This window comes from Kocuria palustris, from assembly GCF_016907795.1.
GTDB lineage: Bacteria > Actinomycetota > Actinomycetes > Actinomycetales > Micrococcaceae > Kocuria > Kocuria palustris.
This window is the reverse complement of the sequence record NZ_JAFBCR010000001.1, coordinates 508,675-526,014: the sequence shown is the minus strand read 5'-3', so window position 1 is coordinate 526,014 and position 17,340 is coordinate 508,675. Positions and strand designations below refer to the sequence as shown.

14 protein-coding genes are annotated in these 17,340 nt (G+C 71.5%); 13 read left to right on the top strand and 1 reads right to left on the bottom strand.

The window, feature by feature from the left end; all coding sequences use genetic code 11:
* Nucleotides 1–139: 139 nt before the first annotated feature.
* From JOE55_RS02240 to ftsZ, 9 genes are all read left to right on the top strand, one after another.
* Nucleotides 140–1,819, top strand: coding sequence for a UDP-N-acetylmuramoyl-L-alanyl-D-glutamate--2,6-diaminopimelate ligase (locus tag JOE55_RS02240; RefSeq protein ID WP_204781880.1), 1,680 nt, complete (start codon nucleotides 140–142; stop codon nucleotides 1,817–1,819).
* A complete protein-coding gene (locus tag JOE55_RS02235) occupies nucleotides 1,816–3,288 on the top strand; it encodes a UDP-N-acetylmuramoyl-tripeptide--D-alanyl-D-alanine ligase (protein ID WP_338125403.1) in 1,473 nt (490 codons plus the stop codon). The genes JOE55_RS02240 and JOE55_RS02235 overlap by 4 nt, the downstream gene beginning before the upstream one ends.
* On the top strand, nucleotides 3,285–4,451 hold the full coding sequence (gene mraY, locus JOE55_RS02230; RefSeq protein WP_204781878.1) for a phospho-N-acetylmuramoyl-pentapeptide-transferase: 1,167 nt from the start codon (nucleotides 3,285–3,287) through the stop codon (nucleotides 4,449–4,451). Before JOE55_RS02235 ends, mraY begins: the two co-directional genes overlap by 4 nt.
* Entirely contained in the window at nucleotides 4,448–5,977 is a 1,530-nt protein-coding gene (gene murD / locus JOE55_RS02225; protein WP_204781877.1) for a UDP-N-acetylmuramoyl-L-alanine--D-glutamate ligase, read from the top strand. Before mraY ends, murD begins: the two co-directional genes overlap by 4 nt.
* The gene (ftsW, locus tag JOE55_RS02220; RefSeq protein ID WP_204781876.1) at nucleotides 5,974–7,350 is read left to right on the top strand and encodes a putative lipid II flippase FtsW; all 1,377 of its coding nucleotides are present in this window, start codon (nucleotides 5,974–5,976) and stop codon (nucleotides 7,348–7,350) included. Before murD ends, ftsW begins: the two co-directional genes overlap by 4 nt.
* A 46-nt stretch (nucleotides 7,351–7,396) precedes the next feature.
* Nucleotides 7,397–8,530 carry an undecaprenyldiphospho-muramoylpentapeptide beta-N-acetylglucosaminyltransferase gene (gene murG, locus JOE55_RS02215; RefSeq protein ID WP_204781875.1) on the top strand — a complete coding sequence of 378 codons (1,134 nt, stop codon included), beginning with the start codon at nucleotides 7,397–7,399 and terminating at the stop codon, nucleotides 8,528–8,530.
* A complete protein-coding gene (gene murC, locus JOE55_RS02210; protein ID WP_338125402.1) occupies nucleotides 8,520–9,977 on the top strand; it encodes a UDP-N-acetylmuramate--L-alanine ligase in 1,458 nt (485 codons plus the stop codon). The genes murG and murC overlap by 11 nt, the downstream gene beginning before the upstream one ends.
* Nucleotides 9,977–10,990: a cell division protein FtsQ/DivIB gene (locus tag JOE55_RS02205; RefSeq protein WP_204781874.1), complete on the top strand. Its 1,014-nt coding sequence runs from the start codon at nucleotides 9,977–9,979 to the stop codon at nucleotides 10,988–10,990. The genes murC and JOE55_RS02205 overlap by 1 nt, the downstream gene beginning before the upstream one ends.
* Before the next feature lie 250 nt (nucleotides 10,991–11,240).
* Nucleotides 11,241–12,497 (top strand): cell division protein FtsZ, encoded by a 1,257-nt coding sequence (ftsZ, locus tag JOE55_RS02200; RefSeq protein ID WP_024290293.1) that lies wholly within the window; start codon nucleotides 11,241–11,243, stop codon nucleotides 12,495–12,497.
* 177 nt (nucleotides 12,498–12,674) lie between these two features.
* On the opposite strand, the gene JOE55_RS02195 is transcribed toward ftsZ, so the two are convergent.
* On the bottom strand, nucleotides 12,675–13,898 hold the full coding sequence (locus JOE55_RS02195; protein ID WP_193215170.1) for an IS110 family RNA-guided transposase: 1,224 nt from the start codon (nucleotides 13,896–13,898) through the stop codon (nucleotides 12,675–12,677).
* 455 nt (nucleotides 13,899–14,353) lie between these two features.
* On the opposite strand from JOE55_RS02195, the gene JOE55_RS02190 reads away from it, so the two are divergent.
* The 4 genes from JOE55_RS02190 to JOE55_RS02175 all read left to right on the top strand — a co-directional run bounded on the left by JOE55_RS02190 (nucleotide 14,354) and on the right by JOE55_RS02175 (nucleotide 17,241).
* Nucleotides 14,354–15,070 carry a purine nucleoside phosphorylase YfiH/LACC1 family protein gene (locus tag JOE55_RS02190; RefSeq protein WP_204781873.1) on the top strand — a complete coding sequence of 239 codons (717 nt, stop codon included), beginning with the start codon at nucleotides 14,354–14,356 and terminating at the stop codon, nucleotides 15,068–15,070.
* A 275-nt stretch (nucleotides 15,071–15,345) separates the two neighbouring features.
* The gene (locus JOE55_RS02185; protein WP_338125401.1) at nucleotides 15,346–15,987 is read left to right on the top strand and encodes a cell division protein SepF; all 642 of its coding nucleotides are present in this window, start codon (nucleotides 15,346–15,348) and stop codon (nucleotides 15,985–15,987) included.
* 5 nt (nucleotides 15,988–15,992) lie between these two features.
* Nucleotides 15,993–16,289, top strand: coding sequence for a YggT family protein (locus JOE55_RS02180; RefSeq protein WP_006214841.1), 297 nt, complete (start codon nucleotides 15,993–15,995; stop codon nucleotides 16,287–16,289).
* 286 nt (nucleotides 16,290–16,575) lie between these two features.
* Nucleotides 16,576–17,241: a DivIVA domain-containing protein gene (locus tag JOE55_RS02175; protein ID WP_204781872.1), complete on the top strand. Its 666-nt coding sequence runs from the start codon at nucleotides 16,576–16,578 to the stop codon at nucleotides 17,239–17,241.
* Nucleotides 17,242–17,340 lie beyond the last annotated feature (99 nt).

Below are 17,340 nucleotides of genomic sequence, written 5' to 3'. Positions count from 1 at the left end.
CGGCTCTTCCCCCGCCGTCCTCGAGGTCGGGCGTCCTCGGCGGGCAGGGGAAGCGCGGCCTCCGCGACCGATGGGTCCCGAACGGGGCCCGCATCGAGGGAACGGCCGGCTCCCACCGGCCGATCCGAGGAAGGACGACATGCAGAACCTGCCCGAGCCCGGTCTCGACGCGGCCCGTCTGCGGCCCCGCAGCGCGGCCTCGCTGCCGGCCGCCGAGCTGGCGCAGCTGATCGGCGCGCGACTGGAGCTCCCGGAGGCGCACCGCGATGCGCAGGAGCCGGCTTCCGTACGCGGCATCAGCATCGACTCCCGATCCGTGCAGCCGGGCGACCTCTACGCGGCCCTTCCCGGTGCTCGGTTCCACGGCGCGGGCTTCGCCGCTGCCGCGATCGGCTCCGGTGCGGCCGCTGTGCTCACCGACCGGGCTGGACTGCAGCTCATGCTCGACGAGGGCACTCTCAGCGTCCCGGTGATCGTGGCGGCCGTGCCGCGCGAGCACATGGGGCAGATCTCCGCCGCTCTCTACGGCGGCAGCGAGGACGAGCGCGCCCGCATGCCGCTGTTCGGCGTGACCGGCACCAACGGCAAGACCACCACCACGTACTTCCTCAACTCGATCCAGAAGGCCCTGGGCCGCACCACTGGGCTGATCGGCACGATCGAGATCCTGGCCGGCGATCAGCGCATCCCGTCGCTGCTGACCACGCCCGAGGCGCCGTCCGTGCACGCCCTACTGGCCGTGATGCGCGAAGCCGGCATGACCGGAGCCTCCATGGAGGTCTCATCCCACGCGCTCGAGTTCCACCGCGTGGACGGCGTGCACTACGACGTCACCGGCTTCACCAACCTGACTCAGGACCACCTGGACCTGCACGGGTCCATGGAGGCCTACTTCGAGGTCAAGGCCCAGCTGTTCACCGCCCGGCGCACCGACCGCGCCGTGATCGTCGTGGCCGATGACCAGGACGAGTGGGGCCTGCGCATGGCCCGCCGAGCCCGCGAGGAGCTCGGCGCCGAGAAGGTCGAGGTCATCGCCCTGCGCGGCGGGATCGTCGAGGATCGCGACTCCGGCCCGCAGCGCCACGGAGCCGACTGGACGCTGCGCGCGCTGGCCCGGCGCGGGGTGGGGCACCGCTTCGAGCTGGTGCACCGCGACGGCCGTCGGCTGCGCGTCTCGACCGGGCTGCCCGGTGAGTTCAACGTGGCCAACGCCGCACTGGCCGTCGTCATGGTGCTGGCCTCCGGCGTGCCGCTGCAGGTGCTGCAGGACGTGCTGGACGATCAGGACCCGCTGACCACCGATGTCCCCGGGCGCATGCAGCTGATCGCCACCGAGCCGACCGCCGTCGTGGACTTCGCGCACAACCCGGACGCCCTGACCCGCGCCCTGGAGGCGGTCGATCCGCCCGAGGGCGACGGCCGCGTGATCGTGGTCTTCGGCGCCACCGGGCAGCGCGACACCACCAAGCGCCCGCTCATGGGCCGCATCGCTGCACAGGGTGCGGACGTGGTGATCGTGACCGACGACGACCCGCACGACGAGGACCCCGCCGGGATCCGGGCCGAGGTCATCGCCGGAGCCCGCCAGGCCCGCGACGAGGGCGCGGCGCGGGCCACCGAGATCGAGGAGATCCACCCGCGGGCCACGGCCATCCGCACGGCGGCCGCCATGGCCGGTCCGCGCGATTCGATCCTGGTCGCCGGACGAGGCCACGAGACCACGCAGGAGATCGCAGGAGTCGACCATCCCCTGGATGATCGGCAGGAGCTGCGCGACGCGCTCCACGACACGCAGGAAGGACGGTGGGGGCGCTCGTGATCCCTCTCAATGCCAGGCGCATCGCCGAGATCGTCGGAGGCGAGCTGCTGGGGCTGGATCCGCAGCAGGACGGCCCCGTCGTCGAGCACGTGACGACCGATTCTCGGGAGGCGGGGGAGGCGACCCTCTTCGTCGCCAAGCCCGGTGAGGTCACGGACGGCCACCGCTTCGTGGCCGCGGCCTTCGCCGCCGGCTCCCCGCTGGCGCTCGTGGAGCGCGAGGTCGCAGCCGACGACGGCTCCGTGCACCCCTCGGTGCGCGTGCCGGACGTCGTGGAGGCCATGGGCACGCTGGCCAGCTGGGTCGTGCGGCAGATGCGCCAGGACAACGGCCTCAAGGTCGTGGCGGTCACCGGCTCGGTCGGCAAGACGACCACCAAGGACCTGCTGCGCGCGATCTTCTCCGAGAGGGGCCCCACCGTGGCCCCGCAGGGCTCCTACAACGGCGAGGTCGGCGTGCCGCTGACCGTGTTCCGCACGGATGCGACCACCGAGTACCTGGTCGTCGAGATGGGCGCCACCCACATCGGCAACATCTCGTACCTGTGCCGCATGGTCTCCCCGGACGTCGGCACCGTGCTGTGCGTGGGCTCCGCTCACGCCGGCGAGTTCGGCGGCGTGGAGAACATCGCGATCGCCAAGGGGGAGATGGTCGAGTCGCTGTCCGCCGACGGCGTGGCGATCCTCAACGACGACGACGACCGCGTGCGCCGGATGCACACGCGCACCCAGGCGCCCGTCGTGTTCTTCGGCAAGGGGGAGACCAGCACGCTCCCGGAGGTCCCGGCCGCCCGCGTATGGGCAGACCGGATCTCCACCGACGACGACGGCCACCCGTCCCTGGACCTGCACTTCCCGGACGGGACCGTGCATCGGGTGGTCTCCGGGCTGATCGGCGAGCACCACGTCTCCAACATCCTGGCCGCGGCCTCGGCCGCCTTCATGGCCGGCGTCCCGTCCGAGACGATCGCCGGTGTCCTGCAGGGCCTCGGCCCGGGCAGCCGCTGGCGCATGGAGCGCACCGAGCGCCCCGACGGCGTGACGATCCTCAACGATGCCTACAACGCCAATCCGCAGTCCATGGCCGGGGCGCTGCAGACGCTGGCGCGCATGGGCGGGCCGCAGGACTCCCCGCGGCATCGCCGCACCTGGGCCGTGCTCGGCGAGATGTACGAGCTCGGGGACTCCTCGGTCGAGGAGCACAACCGCCTGGGTTCGCTCGTGGTGCGCTACAACATCTCCCGGCTGCTGGCCGTGGGCCCGCTGGCCCGCCCCACCTACGTCACGGCGCTGCTCGAGGGCTCCTGGGGCGAGGAGGCCGCCTGGGTCGAGGACCTGGAGGCTGCTGAGGCCTTCCTGGCCGAGAACCTGCGCGCCGGAGACATCGTCCTGTTCAAGTCCTCGAACTCCGCGGGGCTCAAGACGCTCGGCGATCGGGTCGCCGCTGCGGGCCAGGGAGGTCGAGCATGATCCAGATCATCGTCGCCGCTGCACTGGGCCTGCTCCTCTCGATCCTGGGCACCCCGCTGTTCATCCGCTTCCTGGCCAGCCGCGGCTACGGCCAGTTCATCCGCGAGGACGGGCCCTCGAGCCACCAGACCAAGCGCGGCACGCCCACCATGGGCGGCGTGGCCATCCTGGGCTCGGCCGTGATCGCCTACCTGGCCTCGCACACTGTCGTGGGCCTGGTCACGGGGGAGTGGACCGGTCCCACCGCCTCCGGGCTGCTGGCCGCGTTCCTCATGCTCGGCATGGGCTTCGTCGGCGGGATCGACGACGCCAAGAAGATCACCAAGAAGCAGAACCTGGGCCTGAGCCCGGGCGGGAAGATCGCCCTGCAGGGCACGATCGGCACAGTCTTCGCGCTGCTCACGGTGATGCTGCCCGATGCCAGGGGCCGCACACCCGGCTCCACCGAGGTCTCGCTCACCCGCGACACCGGGCTCGACCTGGGCCTCGGGCAGCTGGGAGGCGGGCTCGTCGAGGCCCTGACCTCCGAGCGGACCATCGTCCTCGTGATCCTGGGCCTGATCCTCTACGTCGTGTGGGTCAACCTCATCGCGACCGCCACCACCAACGCCGTCAACCTCACCGACGGGCTGGACGGGCTGGCCACGGGCGCGTCGATCCTCGTGTTCTCCGGCTATCTCCTGATCACCCTGTGGCAGTCCGACCACCTGTGCGGCGAGGGCGGGCCCGGGCTGTGCTACACCGTGCGCGACCCCTCCGACCTCACCGTCCTGGCGGCGGCGCTGGTGGGCGCGCTGATCGGCTTCCTGTGGTGGAACACCTCCCCGGCCAAGATCTTCATGGGCGACACCGGCTCGCTGGGCCTGGGCGGCGCCCTGGCGGCGTTCGCCATCCTCACCCGCACCGAGCTGCTGCTCGTGCTCATCGCCGGGCTGTTCGTGCTCATCACCGTCTCGGTGATCCTGCAGGTCGGCTGGTTCAAGCTCTCCGGCGGCAAGCGCATCTTCAAGATGGCGCCCCTGCAGCACCACTTCGAGCTCAAGGGATGGCAGGAGGTCACGATCGTCGTGCGCTTCTGGATCATCGCCGGGCTCTTCACGGCCGTCGCGCTCGCGGTGTTCTACGGCGAGTGGCTCATCTCCAACGGAGGCGCGTTCCTGTGATCCATGCCAGCAATGACAACCCCATCCTGGACGATCCTCGGCTGGCGTCGCTGACCAGCTGGGACGCCGACTGGGCGGGCCTGCGCGTGGTCGTGCTGGGCATCGGCATCTCGGGCTTCGCCGCCGCGGACACGCTGATCGAGCTCGGCGCCCGCGTGGTCGTGATCGACGGCCAGGACTCGGAGGCCAACCGGCAGAAGGCCGAGACGCTGGGCATCGTGGGCGCCGCGGACGTCCTGCTGGGCGCGCAGGCCGTGGCCGGGCTGCCCCAGGTCGACGGCCAGGACCCGCAGCTCGTGGTGACCTCTCCCGGCTTCCGCCCCGATGACCCCGTCCTGTCCGAGGCCGTCGCGCGCGGCATCCAGATCTGGGGCGACGTCGAGCTGGCCTGGCGCATCCGCGAGCGCGCGGGGCGCCCCACCGCTGCGTGGGTGTGCATCACCGGCACCAACGGCAAGACCACCACCGTGCAGATGGCCGAGGCCATGCTCCAGGCCGGCGGGCTCAAGGCCCTGGCCGTGGGCAACGTGGGCACCCCGATCCTCGACGCCCTGCGCGATCCGGTGGACTACGACGTCCTGGCCGTCGAGCTGTCCAGCTTCCAGCTGCACTGGGCGCACTCGCTGTCCCCGCTGGCCGCGGTATGCCTCAACGTGGCCGAGGACCACATGGACTGGCACGGCGGCTTCGAGAACTACGTGGCCGACAAGTCGCGGATCTACGAGAACTGCCAGGTCGCCGCCGTGTACAGCGTCAGCGACCCCCGCACCCGGCAGATGGTCGAGGAGGCGGACGTCGTCGAGGGCTGCCGGGCCATCGGCTTCACCGCGGGCAACCCTGACGTGTCCATGCTGGGCGTGGTCGAGGGCCTGCTCGTGGACCGGGCCTTCCTGGACGACCGCCGCAACCAGGCGCTGGAAGTCGGGCTGGTGGAGTCGATCAAGCCCGTGCCGACCCCGCACGGCGTGACCAATGCGCTGGCGGCCGCCGCCCTGGCCCGAGCCGCAGGCGTCTCCGGCGAGGACATCGCCCAGGGTCTCGCCGCTTGGGAGCCGGGCGGGCACCGCATCCAGCCCGTGGCCAAGACCTTCGGGGTGGTGTGGGTCGATGACTCCAAGGCCACGAACCCGCACGCCGCCGCCGCCTCGCTGTCGGCCTTCGACCCGGTCGTGTGGATCGCCGGCGGGCTGGCCAAGGGCACGGACAGCTCCGCCCTGGTCGCCGCCCACGCGCGCCGCCTGCGGGCGGTGGTGCTGATCGGCACCGACAACGACCGGCTGGAGGCCGCTCTGGCCGCTTCTGCTCCCGACGTGCCGATCCTGCGCGCCGCCGACGGCCTCGAGGACGCCTCCGACGGCGAGGCCGTCATGCGCGCCGCCGTCGAAGCCGCCCACCGCGTGGCCGTGGACGGGGACACCGTGCTGATGGCCCCGGCCGCGGCCTCTATGGACCAGTTCCGGGACTACGCCCACCGCGGGGACGCGTTCGCGCGCAGCGTGGCCGATCTCCTGGAGCGCCTGTCGTGAGCCCGCGGACCGCAGCCGTGGCCACCCGGCTGCGGGACCGGATCGACGAGCGGTCCGGCCCGCTGCGCGGGGTCGAGCACCGGGTCCGCAGCGGCCCGCTGCTGCAGTCGTACTACGCGCTGGCCGTGTGCGCCGTGCTGCTGTTCGCGATCGGCGCCACGATGGTGCTCTCCGCCTCTGCGGTCGAGTCGATCTCCGCCGAGCAGTCGGCCTACGGCCTGTTCGTGCGCCAGCTGATCTTCGGCGCGCTGGGGCTGATCGCCATGTTCGCGCTCTCGCGCGTCCCGGCCCGGGTCATGCGGCGGCTGGCGATCCTGGCGTTCTGGGTCTCGGCGGTCATCCTGGCGCTCGTGGTGCCGTTCGGCGTCGAGGTCGGCGGCAACCGGAACTGGCTGTCGGTCGGCGGCTTCACGCTGCAGCCCTCGGAGATCGCCAAGCTGACCTGCATCCTGGCCCTGGGCGTGTGGCTCGGCCGCGTGGCGGGGCGCATCCGCACGCTCAAGGACGCGCTGTGGCCCTCGGCCGTGGCCGTCGTCGTGCCGGTGCTGTTCGTGATGTACGGCCGCGACATGGGCACGGCCGGCATCTTCCTGCTGATCTACCTGGCCGCCGTGTTCTTCGCCGGCATGCCCATCCGCTGGATCCTCACGGCCTTCGCCGCCGGTGCCGCGGTGTCGGTGCTCTTCGTGATCTCCGCGCCCCACCGCATGGAGCGCGTGACCTCCTGGCTGACCGGCGACTGCGACCCCTCCGCGGGCTGCTACCAGGCCATGCACGGGCTCTCCGCGCTGGCCACCGGAGGCTGGTGGGGAGTCGGGCTGGGGCAGTCGCGCTCCAAGTACAACTACGTCCCCGAGGCCCACAACGACTTCATCTTCGCGATCATCGGCGAGGAGCTCGGACTGCTCGGCACCGTCACCATCCTGGTGCTGTTCGCCGTGATGGCCGTGGCCATGGCCCGGATCCTGATGCGCTCCACCTCGGGCTTCGAGCGCATCGTGACCGGCGGCGTCCTGGCCTGGCTGATCGGGCAGGCCTTCGTGAACATCGGCATGGTCACCGGCGTGCTGCCGGTGATCGGGGTGCCGCTGCCGTTCATCAGCTACGGCGGCTCGTCGCTGCTGATGTGCCTGTCCGCCGTGGGCGTCGTGATGTCCTTCGCCAGGCAGCCCTCGGTCGGGATGGTCGAGGCGATCCCGCAGCCGCGCTCGCGCCCCGTCGCCGCCCGACGGCCGCTGCCGGGCGACGATGCGTACGATGCCTACGACCACGAGGGCCGCTACGACGACCTCATGGACGATGAGCGCGAGCCCATCGCCGAGGTCCACGACATCCGCCGCGGAAGGGTCCTCCGCAGCCGCGGCGATTCGTGAGCCCCCAGACCCGAACGCACGTCCCGTACACCGCAGGAGCAGCCGCATGAGCGACCACGACGTCCACCCGACCGAGTCCCAGCGCCCCGTGAACGTGGTGCTGGCCGGCGGAGGCACCGCGGGGCATGTCTCGCCGCTGCTGGCGATCGCAGCGGCGGTGCGTCGCGCCGAGCCCGCAGCGCAGGTCACCGCGGTCGGCACCGCCTCGGGCATGGAGACCCGCCTGGTCCCGGCCGCCGGTCTGCCGCTGGAGACCATCGACCGCGTTCCGCTGCCCCGCCGACCCTCCGTGGATCTGCTCAAGCTGCCCGTGCGCCTGCGCGGGGCGATCGGCCAGGCCGGGCGGATCATCGACGAGAGCCGTGCCGACGTGGTGGTGGGCGTGGGCGGCTACGTCTGCACCCCCGTGTACCTGGCGGCCCGCCGTCGCGGCGTCCCTGTCGTGATCCATGAGGCCAACGCCCGCCCCGGGCTGGCCAATCGCGTCGGAGCCCGCTTTGCCGCCGTTGTGGCCACCGCCTTCCCGAACACGCCGCTGAAGGGCGCCCGCACGGTGGGGATGCCCATGCGCCGGGAGATCTCGCAGCTCGACCGCGCGGCCGCCCAGAGCGGGGCCCGGCAGCGCCTCGGCCTGGACCCGGAGCGCCCCACCGTGATCGTGACCGGCGGCTCCTCCGGGGCGGTGGCCATCAACCGCACGATCCAGGGGATCGTGCCGGGGATCGCCGAGCAGGGCTACCAGCTGCTGCACATCACCGGCCGCGACAAGCCCGTGCTCACCCCGGACCTGCGCCCGCTGGAGGCCGAGGGCTATCGGCAGGTGGAGTACGTCGACGGCATGGAGGACGTCTACGCCGCCGCCGATCTGCTGATCGCCCGCGCCGGGGCCGCGACCGTCTCCGAGGTGGCCGCCGTCGGACTGCCCGCGATCTTCGTGCCGCTGCCGATCGGCAACGGCGAGCAGGCGCTCAACGCCCGCTCCCTCGTGGAGGCCGGCGCCGCCCGGCTCGTCGAGGACTCCGACTTCACCCCCGAGTGGTACCGCGCGAACGTGCTGCCTCTGCTCACGGCCCCCGAGGGCCTGGCCGAGATGACCCGTGCGGCACGAGGGGCAGGCGTGCGCGATGCGGACGCGACCATGGCTGAACTGATCCTGCAGGAGGCACGACGTGAGCACTGATCCCGGAACCGGGTCCCCGAACGAGTCCATGGGCGTGGACACCGATCCCGCCGAGCTGGGGCCCACCCACCTGATCGGCATCGGGGGCGCCGGCATGTCCGCCGTCGCCCGCCTGCTGCTGGCCCACGGGGTGAGCGTCTCCGGATCGGATGCCCAGGAGTCCCGCGGGCTCGCCGCGCTGCGCGAGCGCGGGGCCCGCATCAGCATCGGGCAGGCGGCCGGGAACATCGCCGACGCCCGGACCGTCGTCGTCTCGACCGCGATCCGCGAGACCAACCCCGAGCTGGCCGCGGCTCGGGAGGCCGGGCTGCGCGTGCTGCACCGCTCCCAGGCCCTCGGGGTGGCCATGCGCGGCTCCCAGGTGGTCGCGGTCGCCGGCACGCACGGCAAGACCACCACGTCGTCCATGGCGGCAGTGGCGCTGCAGGAGTGCGGGCAGGAGCCGTCGTGGGCCATCGGCGCGCACGTGGCCGATCTGGGCACCAACGCCCACCTGGGCCGCGGCCGCTGGTTCGTGGCCGAGGCCGACGAGTCCGACGGCTCGTTCCTCTCCTACGCGCCCACGATCGCCGTGGTCACGAACATCGAGCCCGACCACTTGGATCACTACGGCTCCGAGGAGGCCTTCTTCCAGGCCTTCGAGGACTTCGCGGACACCCTCCGCCCCGGCGGCACCCTGGTGGCATGCCAGGACGATTCCGGTTCGCGCCGGCTGGCCGAGGCCGTGCGCCGCCGCGGCGGCAGCGTGGTCACCTACGGCACCGATGCCTCCGCGCAGATCCGCGTGAGCGAGATCCGCACCGAGGGCATCGGCGCCACCGCCGAGCTGAGCCTGGGGGAGGGCGCCGACCTCCGCAGCCACCGCCTGCGCCTGGAGGTCCCCGGCGAGCACAACGTGCTCAACGCGGCAGCGGCCTTCGCCGTCACCCAGATCGTCGGGGTCCCCGCGGAGGACGCCCTGCGGGGCCTGGCCGGTTTCCACGGCTCCGACCGCCGATTCGACCTCAAGGGAGAGGCCCGCGGCGTGCGGGTCATCGACGACTACGCGCATCACCCCACCGAGGTGCGCGCCGCGCTGACGGCCGCACGGCGCGTGGCGGGGGAGGACCGCGTCCTGGTGCTCTTCCAGCCCCACCTCTTCTCCCGCACGCAGGCCTTCGCGGGCGAGTTCGCCCAGGCCCTCGAGATCGCCGACGACGCCTGGGTCCTGCCGATCTACGCAGCGCGCGAGGACCCGGTCGAGGGCGTCTCCTCGGATCTGATCGCCGATGCCGCCGGGGACTCGGTGCGCAGCGCCTTCGACCCCCAGGAGGCGATCGCTCAGATCGCGGCCCAGGCACGGGAGGGAGATCTGGTGCTCACGGTCGGCGCCGGGGACGTCACCGCGTTCGGCCCCCGCCTGCTCAGCGCACTGGAGGACTCCGGGCAGGCCGGGGCCTCGGCCTGATGGCGGGCGGACCCCGACCCCGCCAGCCGCGCTTCGGCGGCACATCCGGCTCCTCCTCCACGCAGCGCGGACGCGAGCAGGAGCCGGTCGAGACCGCCGGCGGGGCAGAGTCCCCGTCGTCCGCCGGTGCCGAGACCCCGCGCGTGCGCGTCAACAGCCGGGACAAGGTCGCAGCGCTCGACGAGCAGCGCGAGTCCGAGTTCGAGCCCGTGCCCACAGGAGGCGGGCGATTCAGCGACTGGCGGCGCACGCTGCAGCTGGGCTCGTCCCGCTCGGGATCCAGGGGCTCGGCGCGCGACGGGCACGACGGCGATGACAGTCGTCGGCTGTCCCCGGCGCTGCGCCGCCTGGTGCGTCTGGCGGTGGCCGTGCTGATCGTGGTCCTGATCGTGTGGGGCGTGTTCTTCTCCCCGCTGTTCTCGGTGCGCTCCCTGCAGGTCGAGGGCCTCTCCCTGACCGACCAGGGGGCCGCCGAGGAGGCGCTGCAGCCGCTGGAGGGCAAGTCCATGACCCGCATCTCCTCCGAGGATGTCGAGTCCCTGCTCACGCAGTTCCCGGCAGTCGCCTCGGTGGACACCAGCGCCAGCGGCAGCGGGACCCTGCGCGTCGAGGTCCAGGAGCGGATCCCGGTCGCTGCGGTCGAGGACGGCGACGGCTGGCAGCTCGTGGACCGCGAGGGCACACAGCTCGAGCAGCTCACCGACAGCGAGCAGATCCAGGTCCCGGTGATCGCCGGCGGCACCGACGTGCTGGGCAGCGAGGACTGGGACACGGTCAGCTCGGTGCTGGCCTCGCTGCCCTCGTCGCTGCTCGAGCAGGTCCAGACGGCCCGAGCCGAATCGGGCGGGGTCGTGATGCTCGAGCTGCAGGACGGGGTCACGGTGCGCTGGGGCGATGACACCGACAGCGCCCTGAAGGCCGAGGTCCTGGCCGAGCTCGTGGATGCCTCGGAGGCCACCGGCGCGGTCGAGGTCTACGACGTCTCCGCTCCCCGTCATCCGGTGCTGGAGTAGTCGTCCGGAGTGATTTCCTTCGACCCTCAGGTGAGTGTTGAAGGGGTGCCCCCGAATCAGGGGACTCAATGCACACAACACGCGCCGCGAACTCGTGGCGACGCCTCCTCGGTTGTTAGGCTGACTCGGAAATCAGAGCATGAGCCCTCAGGCATATATCTCGACCTTGGATCGAAGGTTGAGACTGAGGGGTCAGCGCGGACCCCACCGTCGATACAGGTCGGCGGCCCCGAATCAAGACAGGGTGATCATGGACACCACGCCCCAGAACTATCTGGCCGTCATCAAGGTCGTCGGCATCGGCGGCGGCGGCGTCAACGCCGTCAACCGCATGATCGAGGAGGGACTCCGCGGTGTGGAGTTCATCGCGATCAACACGGATGCCCAGGCGCTGCTGATGTCGGATGCCGACGTCAAGCTCGATGTCGGCCGTGAGCTGACCCGCGGCCTCGGCGCCGGCGCCAACCCGGATGTCGGCCGTCAGGCCGCCGAGGACCACCACGAGGAGATCGAGGAGGTCCTGAAGGGGGCCGACATGGTCTTCGTGACCGCCGGCGAGGGCGGCGGCACGGGCACCGGCGGCGCTCCGGTCGTCGCGCGCATCGCCCGCTCGCTGGGCGCGCTGACCATCGGCGTCGTGACCCGTCCGTTCACCTTCGAGGGCCGTCGCCGCTCGAACCAGGCCGAGAACGGCATCGAGACCATGCGCGACGAGGTCGACACGCTCATCGTCATCCCGAACGACCGCCTGCTGTCCATCTCGGACCGCAACGTGTCCATGCTGGATGCGTTCAAGTCCGCGGACCAGGTGCTGCTGTCGGGCGTGCAGGGCATCACCGACCTGATCACCACCCCGGGTCTGATCAACCTCGACTTCGCGGATGTCAAGTCCGTCATGCAGGGCGCGGGCTCCGCGCTCATGGGCATCGGCTCGGCGCAGGGCGAGGACCGTGCGGTCAAGGCCGCGGAGCTGGCGATCGCCTCGCCGCTGCTCGAGGCCTCGATCGACGGCGCCCACGGCGTGCTGCTGTCCATCCAGGGCGGCTCGGACCTCGGCCTGTTCGAGATCAACGAGGCCGCTCGCCTGGTCCAGGAGGTCGCCCACCCGGAGGCCAACATCATCTTCGGCGCGGTCATCGACGACGCCCTGGGTGACAGCGCCCGCGTCACCGTGATCGCGGCGGGCTTCGACTCCCTGTCGCAGGAGACCAACGCCAACGCGAACTCGCCGGCCGCGCAGCAGGCGGCCTCGACCCGCGCCGCCTTCGGTGCAGGTGCCGGCGCTCCGTCCACCGCCTCCAGCTCCTCCGCTCAGCGCGGCGGCCAGAGCTCGGGCTTCGGCGGCTCGCAGTCGGGCTCGTGGGGCTCCAGCCCGGCGTCCTCTGCCCCGTCGAACGACGACGTTCCGGACGACGCGGGCTTCGACGTCGACCTCCCGCCGGAGAGCGGCGCACCCAAGTCCTCGGGCCGCAAGGACTCGCTGGACTTCCCGGACTTCCTCAAGTGAGGTCCTGACATCGCGGATCCCGCGATGTCGTGAGCAGGAGGGCGGCGCCCCGACCGGTCGGTCGGGGCGCCGCCCTCGTCTTGTCCCGGCCCGAGCCGTCGCACGGTCAGCAGAGTCGCCGTGGCCCGCTGAGGTCCCCGAGAGCCCACCTGGGGGGGGGTGCCTCTATGGTTTTCGTCAAGCCGCCAGAGCGACTGACGACGACGCCGGAGGCGTGGTCGGGTCTTCGTACAGGGTGCCATCCCGCAGCATCGCGTAGAGCACGTCAGTGCGCCGCCGCGCCAGGGCGATCAGCGCTTGGTTGTGGCGCTTGCCCTGGGCTCGTTTTCGGTCGTAGTAGGCCCTCGAGGGGCCGTGGTGCAGTGAGGCGAAGGCCGAGAGGAACAGGGCGCGCTTCAGGCGCTTGTTGCCTCCGCGGGGTGCGTGCTCGCCGCGGATCGAGGTCCCTGAGCGGCGGGTGACGGGGGCGATGCCGGCGTAGGAGGCCAGGTGCCCGGCATCGGCGAAGTCCTTGCCCACGACTTCGGTGAGAATCCGTGCTGCGGTCCTGACCCCGATACCGGGCATCGAGATCAGGACCGGATGAAGAGGGTGGGCCTCCACGACAGCCTCCACCTGGGTGGCCAGCCTGGCCCGCTGCTGGAGCAGCCCGGCGAGCTGCTCGGCCAGAATCGGCACGACGGTGGCTGCGGCCTCGGTGCCAGCGACCACGACGGTCTGCTGGGCCAGGGCTTCGAAGATCTCCTCCGTCAGAGTGTTCGCCAGTCGGGGTGCGTGCTTGCGCAGCCGGGCGCGCACGTGCCCGGGCCCGGCGGTCTTGAGCTTGCCCGGGGTCGGGTACCGGCCTAGCAGATCCGCTACTGCCGGGTGCGTGATCCTCGGTCCCAGCACGCGCTCCAGGGCGGGGTGGATCTGGGTCAGCAGCCCGCGCAGCCGGTTGGAGGAAGCGGTGATCTGAGCGGCGAGATCATCATCGGCGCCAGCGAGCATGGCCAGCTCAGCGATCTGCTCATCATCCACACGGATAGCCCGCAGGGTGTGGGGCATGGTGCGTGCTGCTTCGGCGATGATCGCGGCATCACGGGCATCGGTCTTGGCCGAGCCCGGGTGCAGGTCTGCGATCCGGCGCATCGCCAGCCCGGGCAGGTAGGCCACTTCCACGTCTTCGCAGGACTGCGCCACGGCCACGGGCAGGGCACCGATCGTGGCCGGCTGGTCGACCACGAGCAGCACGGGCCCGTGGGCTGCGGCGAGGTCGTCGAGGATGGCCCGCAGCCGGGTTTCGTCGTTGGGCAGTGCCTTGTCGTAGACCCTTTCGCCAGCGGTGGTGAGGGCGACGGCGTGGTGGTCGGATTTGCCGACGTCGAGGCCGATGTACACGGCCGGGGTTGGGGTGGTCATGGCGGTTGCTCCTGGGCTGGTCGGGCCATGGGTGTGCTGGCCAGCCCTGTGGTGATCACGCTCGGCATCCACGTTACAAAGACCCTCGTGAGGGGGACCCCGCCTCTATCAGCGATCCGTGATCACCAGACCGGTCCTCGGTGACAACACCCCCCGGATCATGGACGACTGGGGGCAACGATCATGCCGAGGACCGGCTGGCCGGCACCTGCTCATCCTGGACGATCCAGGCGCCGCCGAAAAGGTAACGGGGGCTCGGCCACTTGTGGCACTTGGGCTCCGCGAAACAGCCGCCGGACCTCTGCGGGAGATGCCGCCGCCCGTCAAGTGGCGTTCTGGTGTTCCCTCTGCCGTCGAGCGGCATGGGCGCAGCGGGGTCGAGCTCTCGCTGCTGTGACGAAGCGGCCACTCGGTGTCCACCGTGTCGTCAGGTGCGTGCGATTAGGGTCGGGCCTATGTACTGGCATTCGTCTCAGCGCCTCGGCATCCGCACCGTGTTCACCGACAGGGACCTCGGCAATCTGGGCCTTCATGTCCCCGACGACCCCCAGGCGGTGCGCGCTCGTCGTGACCGCGCGGCCATCGATCTCGGCGTGGATCCCGCCTCCGTGCTCTATCTGGATCAGGTGCACGGCACCCACGTGGTCGATGCCGATGCGGCGGCCCCGGGCGAGGTCTGCACCGGCGACGCCGCGGTCTCCGCCGCAGGACGCCCGCTCGCCGTCATGGTCGCCGACTGCGTGCCCGTGGTGCTGGTCGGCGAGCCCGGGCGCGCCGGCGCCGCGCCGTTGACCGCCGTCGCCCATGCGGGTCGGCGCGGGCTGCTCGACGGCGTCCTTCCGGCGGTCGTCGAGGCTCTGCGCGCGCGCGGGGCCCGGCGCATCAGCGCGCAGATCGGCCCGTGCGTGTGCGCGCAGTGCTATGAGGTGCCCGAGCAGATGGCCGAGGAGTCGGAGCAGAGCCTTCCCGGCATCCGCACCACGACCCGCTGGGGCACCCCGGGGCTCGACCTGCCCGGCGCTGCTGCGCGCCAGCTGGAGCCGCTCGGAGTGCAGGTCGAGGTCGTGGCCGAGGACAGCCCGCGCTGCACGCTCGAGAACGAGGGACTGTCCTCCCATCGCCGCGATCCCTCCAGCGGCCGGATCGCCGGCATCGTCGTCCCCGTGTCCTGAGCCAGGCTGAACGCAGCCTCGCCGCGCTGGGCGGCGCTGGCCGTGTCCTGGGTCGCACTCCGGGCATCCGATCGGCACGTCTGACGTGGCGCTGCAGGGGAGTCGGGTAGCCTGGCGGTCGACCTCCCCGCCGCTGATCCTTCCGGGTCCGGCGGCATCGGGCCGAGCCCGCCGCAGGACGCGAACCGCGCCCTGCCGATGCGGACCGCCGGGACGGTCGGAGTCGAAGACCATCATCTGCACCGCGGTGCAGATCAGAGCGAGGAGGGTCGCGCGTGAGCCAGTCGATGCGCCGAGCCATGATCCGTCTGGGCCTGGCCGAGCCCGAGGGCCACGACGAGGACTACGACCGATCGCCCGCCCCGCAGCGGCCCGAGCGCCGTTCCGCCCCGGCGCAGCCGCGCGAGGACCGCCCCTCCCTGGACGACGGCCCCCGCCGCGCGTCCGAGGACCGCGGATCCGATGGTCGCGGCGAGCCCGCCGATCGCGGTCCCCGCGACGGCGAGTCCGCGTCGCAGCGCCGCGGTGCCGAGCAGTCGCGCACCCGGCCCGCGCGCGAGCATCGCCGTGACTCCGAGTACCGAGCCCCCGTCACGCCGATCAAGCGTGCCCCCTCGACATCCCGAGAGGATGCAGACGACATGCGCACCATCACCACCGTCCACCCGCGCTCCTACAACGACGCGAAGTCGGTGGGCGAGTCCTTCCGCGACGGCACTCCCGTCATCATGGACCTGAGCGATCTGGCCGAGGCCGAGGCCAAGCGCCTCGTGGACTTCGCCGCCGGGCTGGTCTACGCCCTTCACGGATCGATCGAGCGCGTGACCGCCACGGTGTTCCTGCTCACCCCGTCCTACGTCGAGGTCGTCGACTCCTCGGTCGGCCCGGACGAGGACCTCGACGCCGCAGAGGCCTGAGCGCCATGACGGTCGTCTTCGCGATCCTCTACCTGCTGGTGCATGTCCTGATCCTGGTCGTGCTCGGCAGGTTCGCCGTGGACATGATCCAGTCCTTCGCGCGCGGATGGCGCCCCCAGGGGGCTTCCCTGGTGCTGGCCTCGAGCATCTACGCCGTGACGGATCCGATCCTGAACCCGCTGCGGCGGCTGATCCCGCCGCTGCGCCTCGGCGGGATCGCCCTGGATCTGTCGTCGATGATCCTCATCTTCGGGCTGGTCATCCTCGAGAGCGTCTGCATCTCCCTGCTGGTGTCGGCCTGAGAGCATCCGGTTCGCGTCGCCGCTCGAGTGCGCTCAGATAGGCCGCAGCTCGGGCTCAGCTGACAGTTGGGCCACAATCACAACCGTGGACGGGTCCACCAGTCTCCGGGCCCTGCCGAGCATGTAGTCTGATCCGTCGAAGGCCCCCAGTGTCGGGGCACGTCGCGCTGAGGCATGTCCTGCAGGGCTAGCAGGTACCGGACCCGCGGATCTCGTTGTCCGAAAGCGGGTTCCCCGGCTCGTGCGGCGGAACTCGACCCCATTGCTATGAGGAGAGGCAGATTCCATGGCTCTGACCCCGGAAGACGTCATCAACAAGCGTTTCCAGCCGACCAAGTTCCGCGAGGGCTACGACCAGGACGAGGTCGATGACTTCCTGGACGAGATCGTCGTCGAGCTTCGTCGGCTGAATCAGGAGAACGCCGAGCTGCGCGAGCGCCTGGAAGGTGCGGACGCCCCGACGGCCGCATCGGAGGCTGAGACCTCGAGCGCCGTCTCGGCTCAGGACTCCGCGCAGGAGCAGGAGACCGTCGAGCCCGTCAGCGCTCCGGTCGCCGAGCAGCCCGAGGCCCCCGGCGACGCTGCGGCCCCGGCTGCTGCCCAGCCCGCTGAGGATTCCTACGTCGCCCCGGCCGAGAGCGCGGCCGGCGTGCTCGCCATGGCCCAGAAGCTGCACGACCAGTACGTCAGCGAGGGTCGCGCCGAGCGCGATCGTCTGATCGACGAGGGCCGCACCCGCGCCGACGAGCTCGTCTCGGAGGCCGAGACCACCAAGTCCCAGGTCCTCTCCTCCCTGGAGGAGGAGCGCCGCGATCTCGAGGTCAAGGTCTCGGACCTGCGCAGCTTCGAGTCGTCCTACCGCGAGCGTCTGGCCGAGTTCATCGGCGGGCAGCTCGAGGAGATCAGGACCGCCCCGTCGCTGGCCCCCGAGTCCTCCTCCGACCTGCGCTGATCCGAGCAGACGCCGCGCACCTCCCCGCACGGGGATGGTGCGCGGCGTCTGCTCGTCGTCGTACCCGTCCGGCTGACCCCGGACCGTCCCCGATCCGCC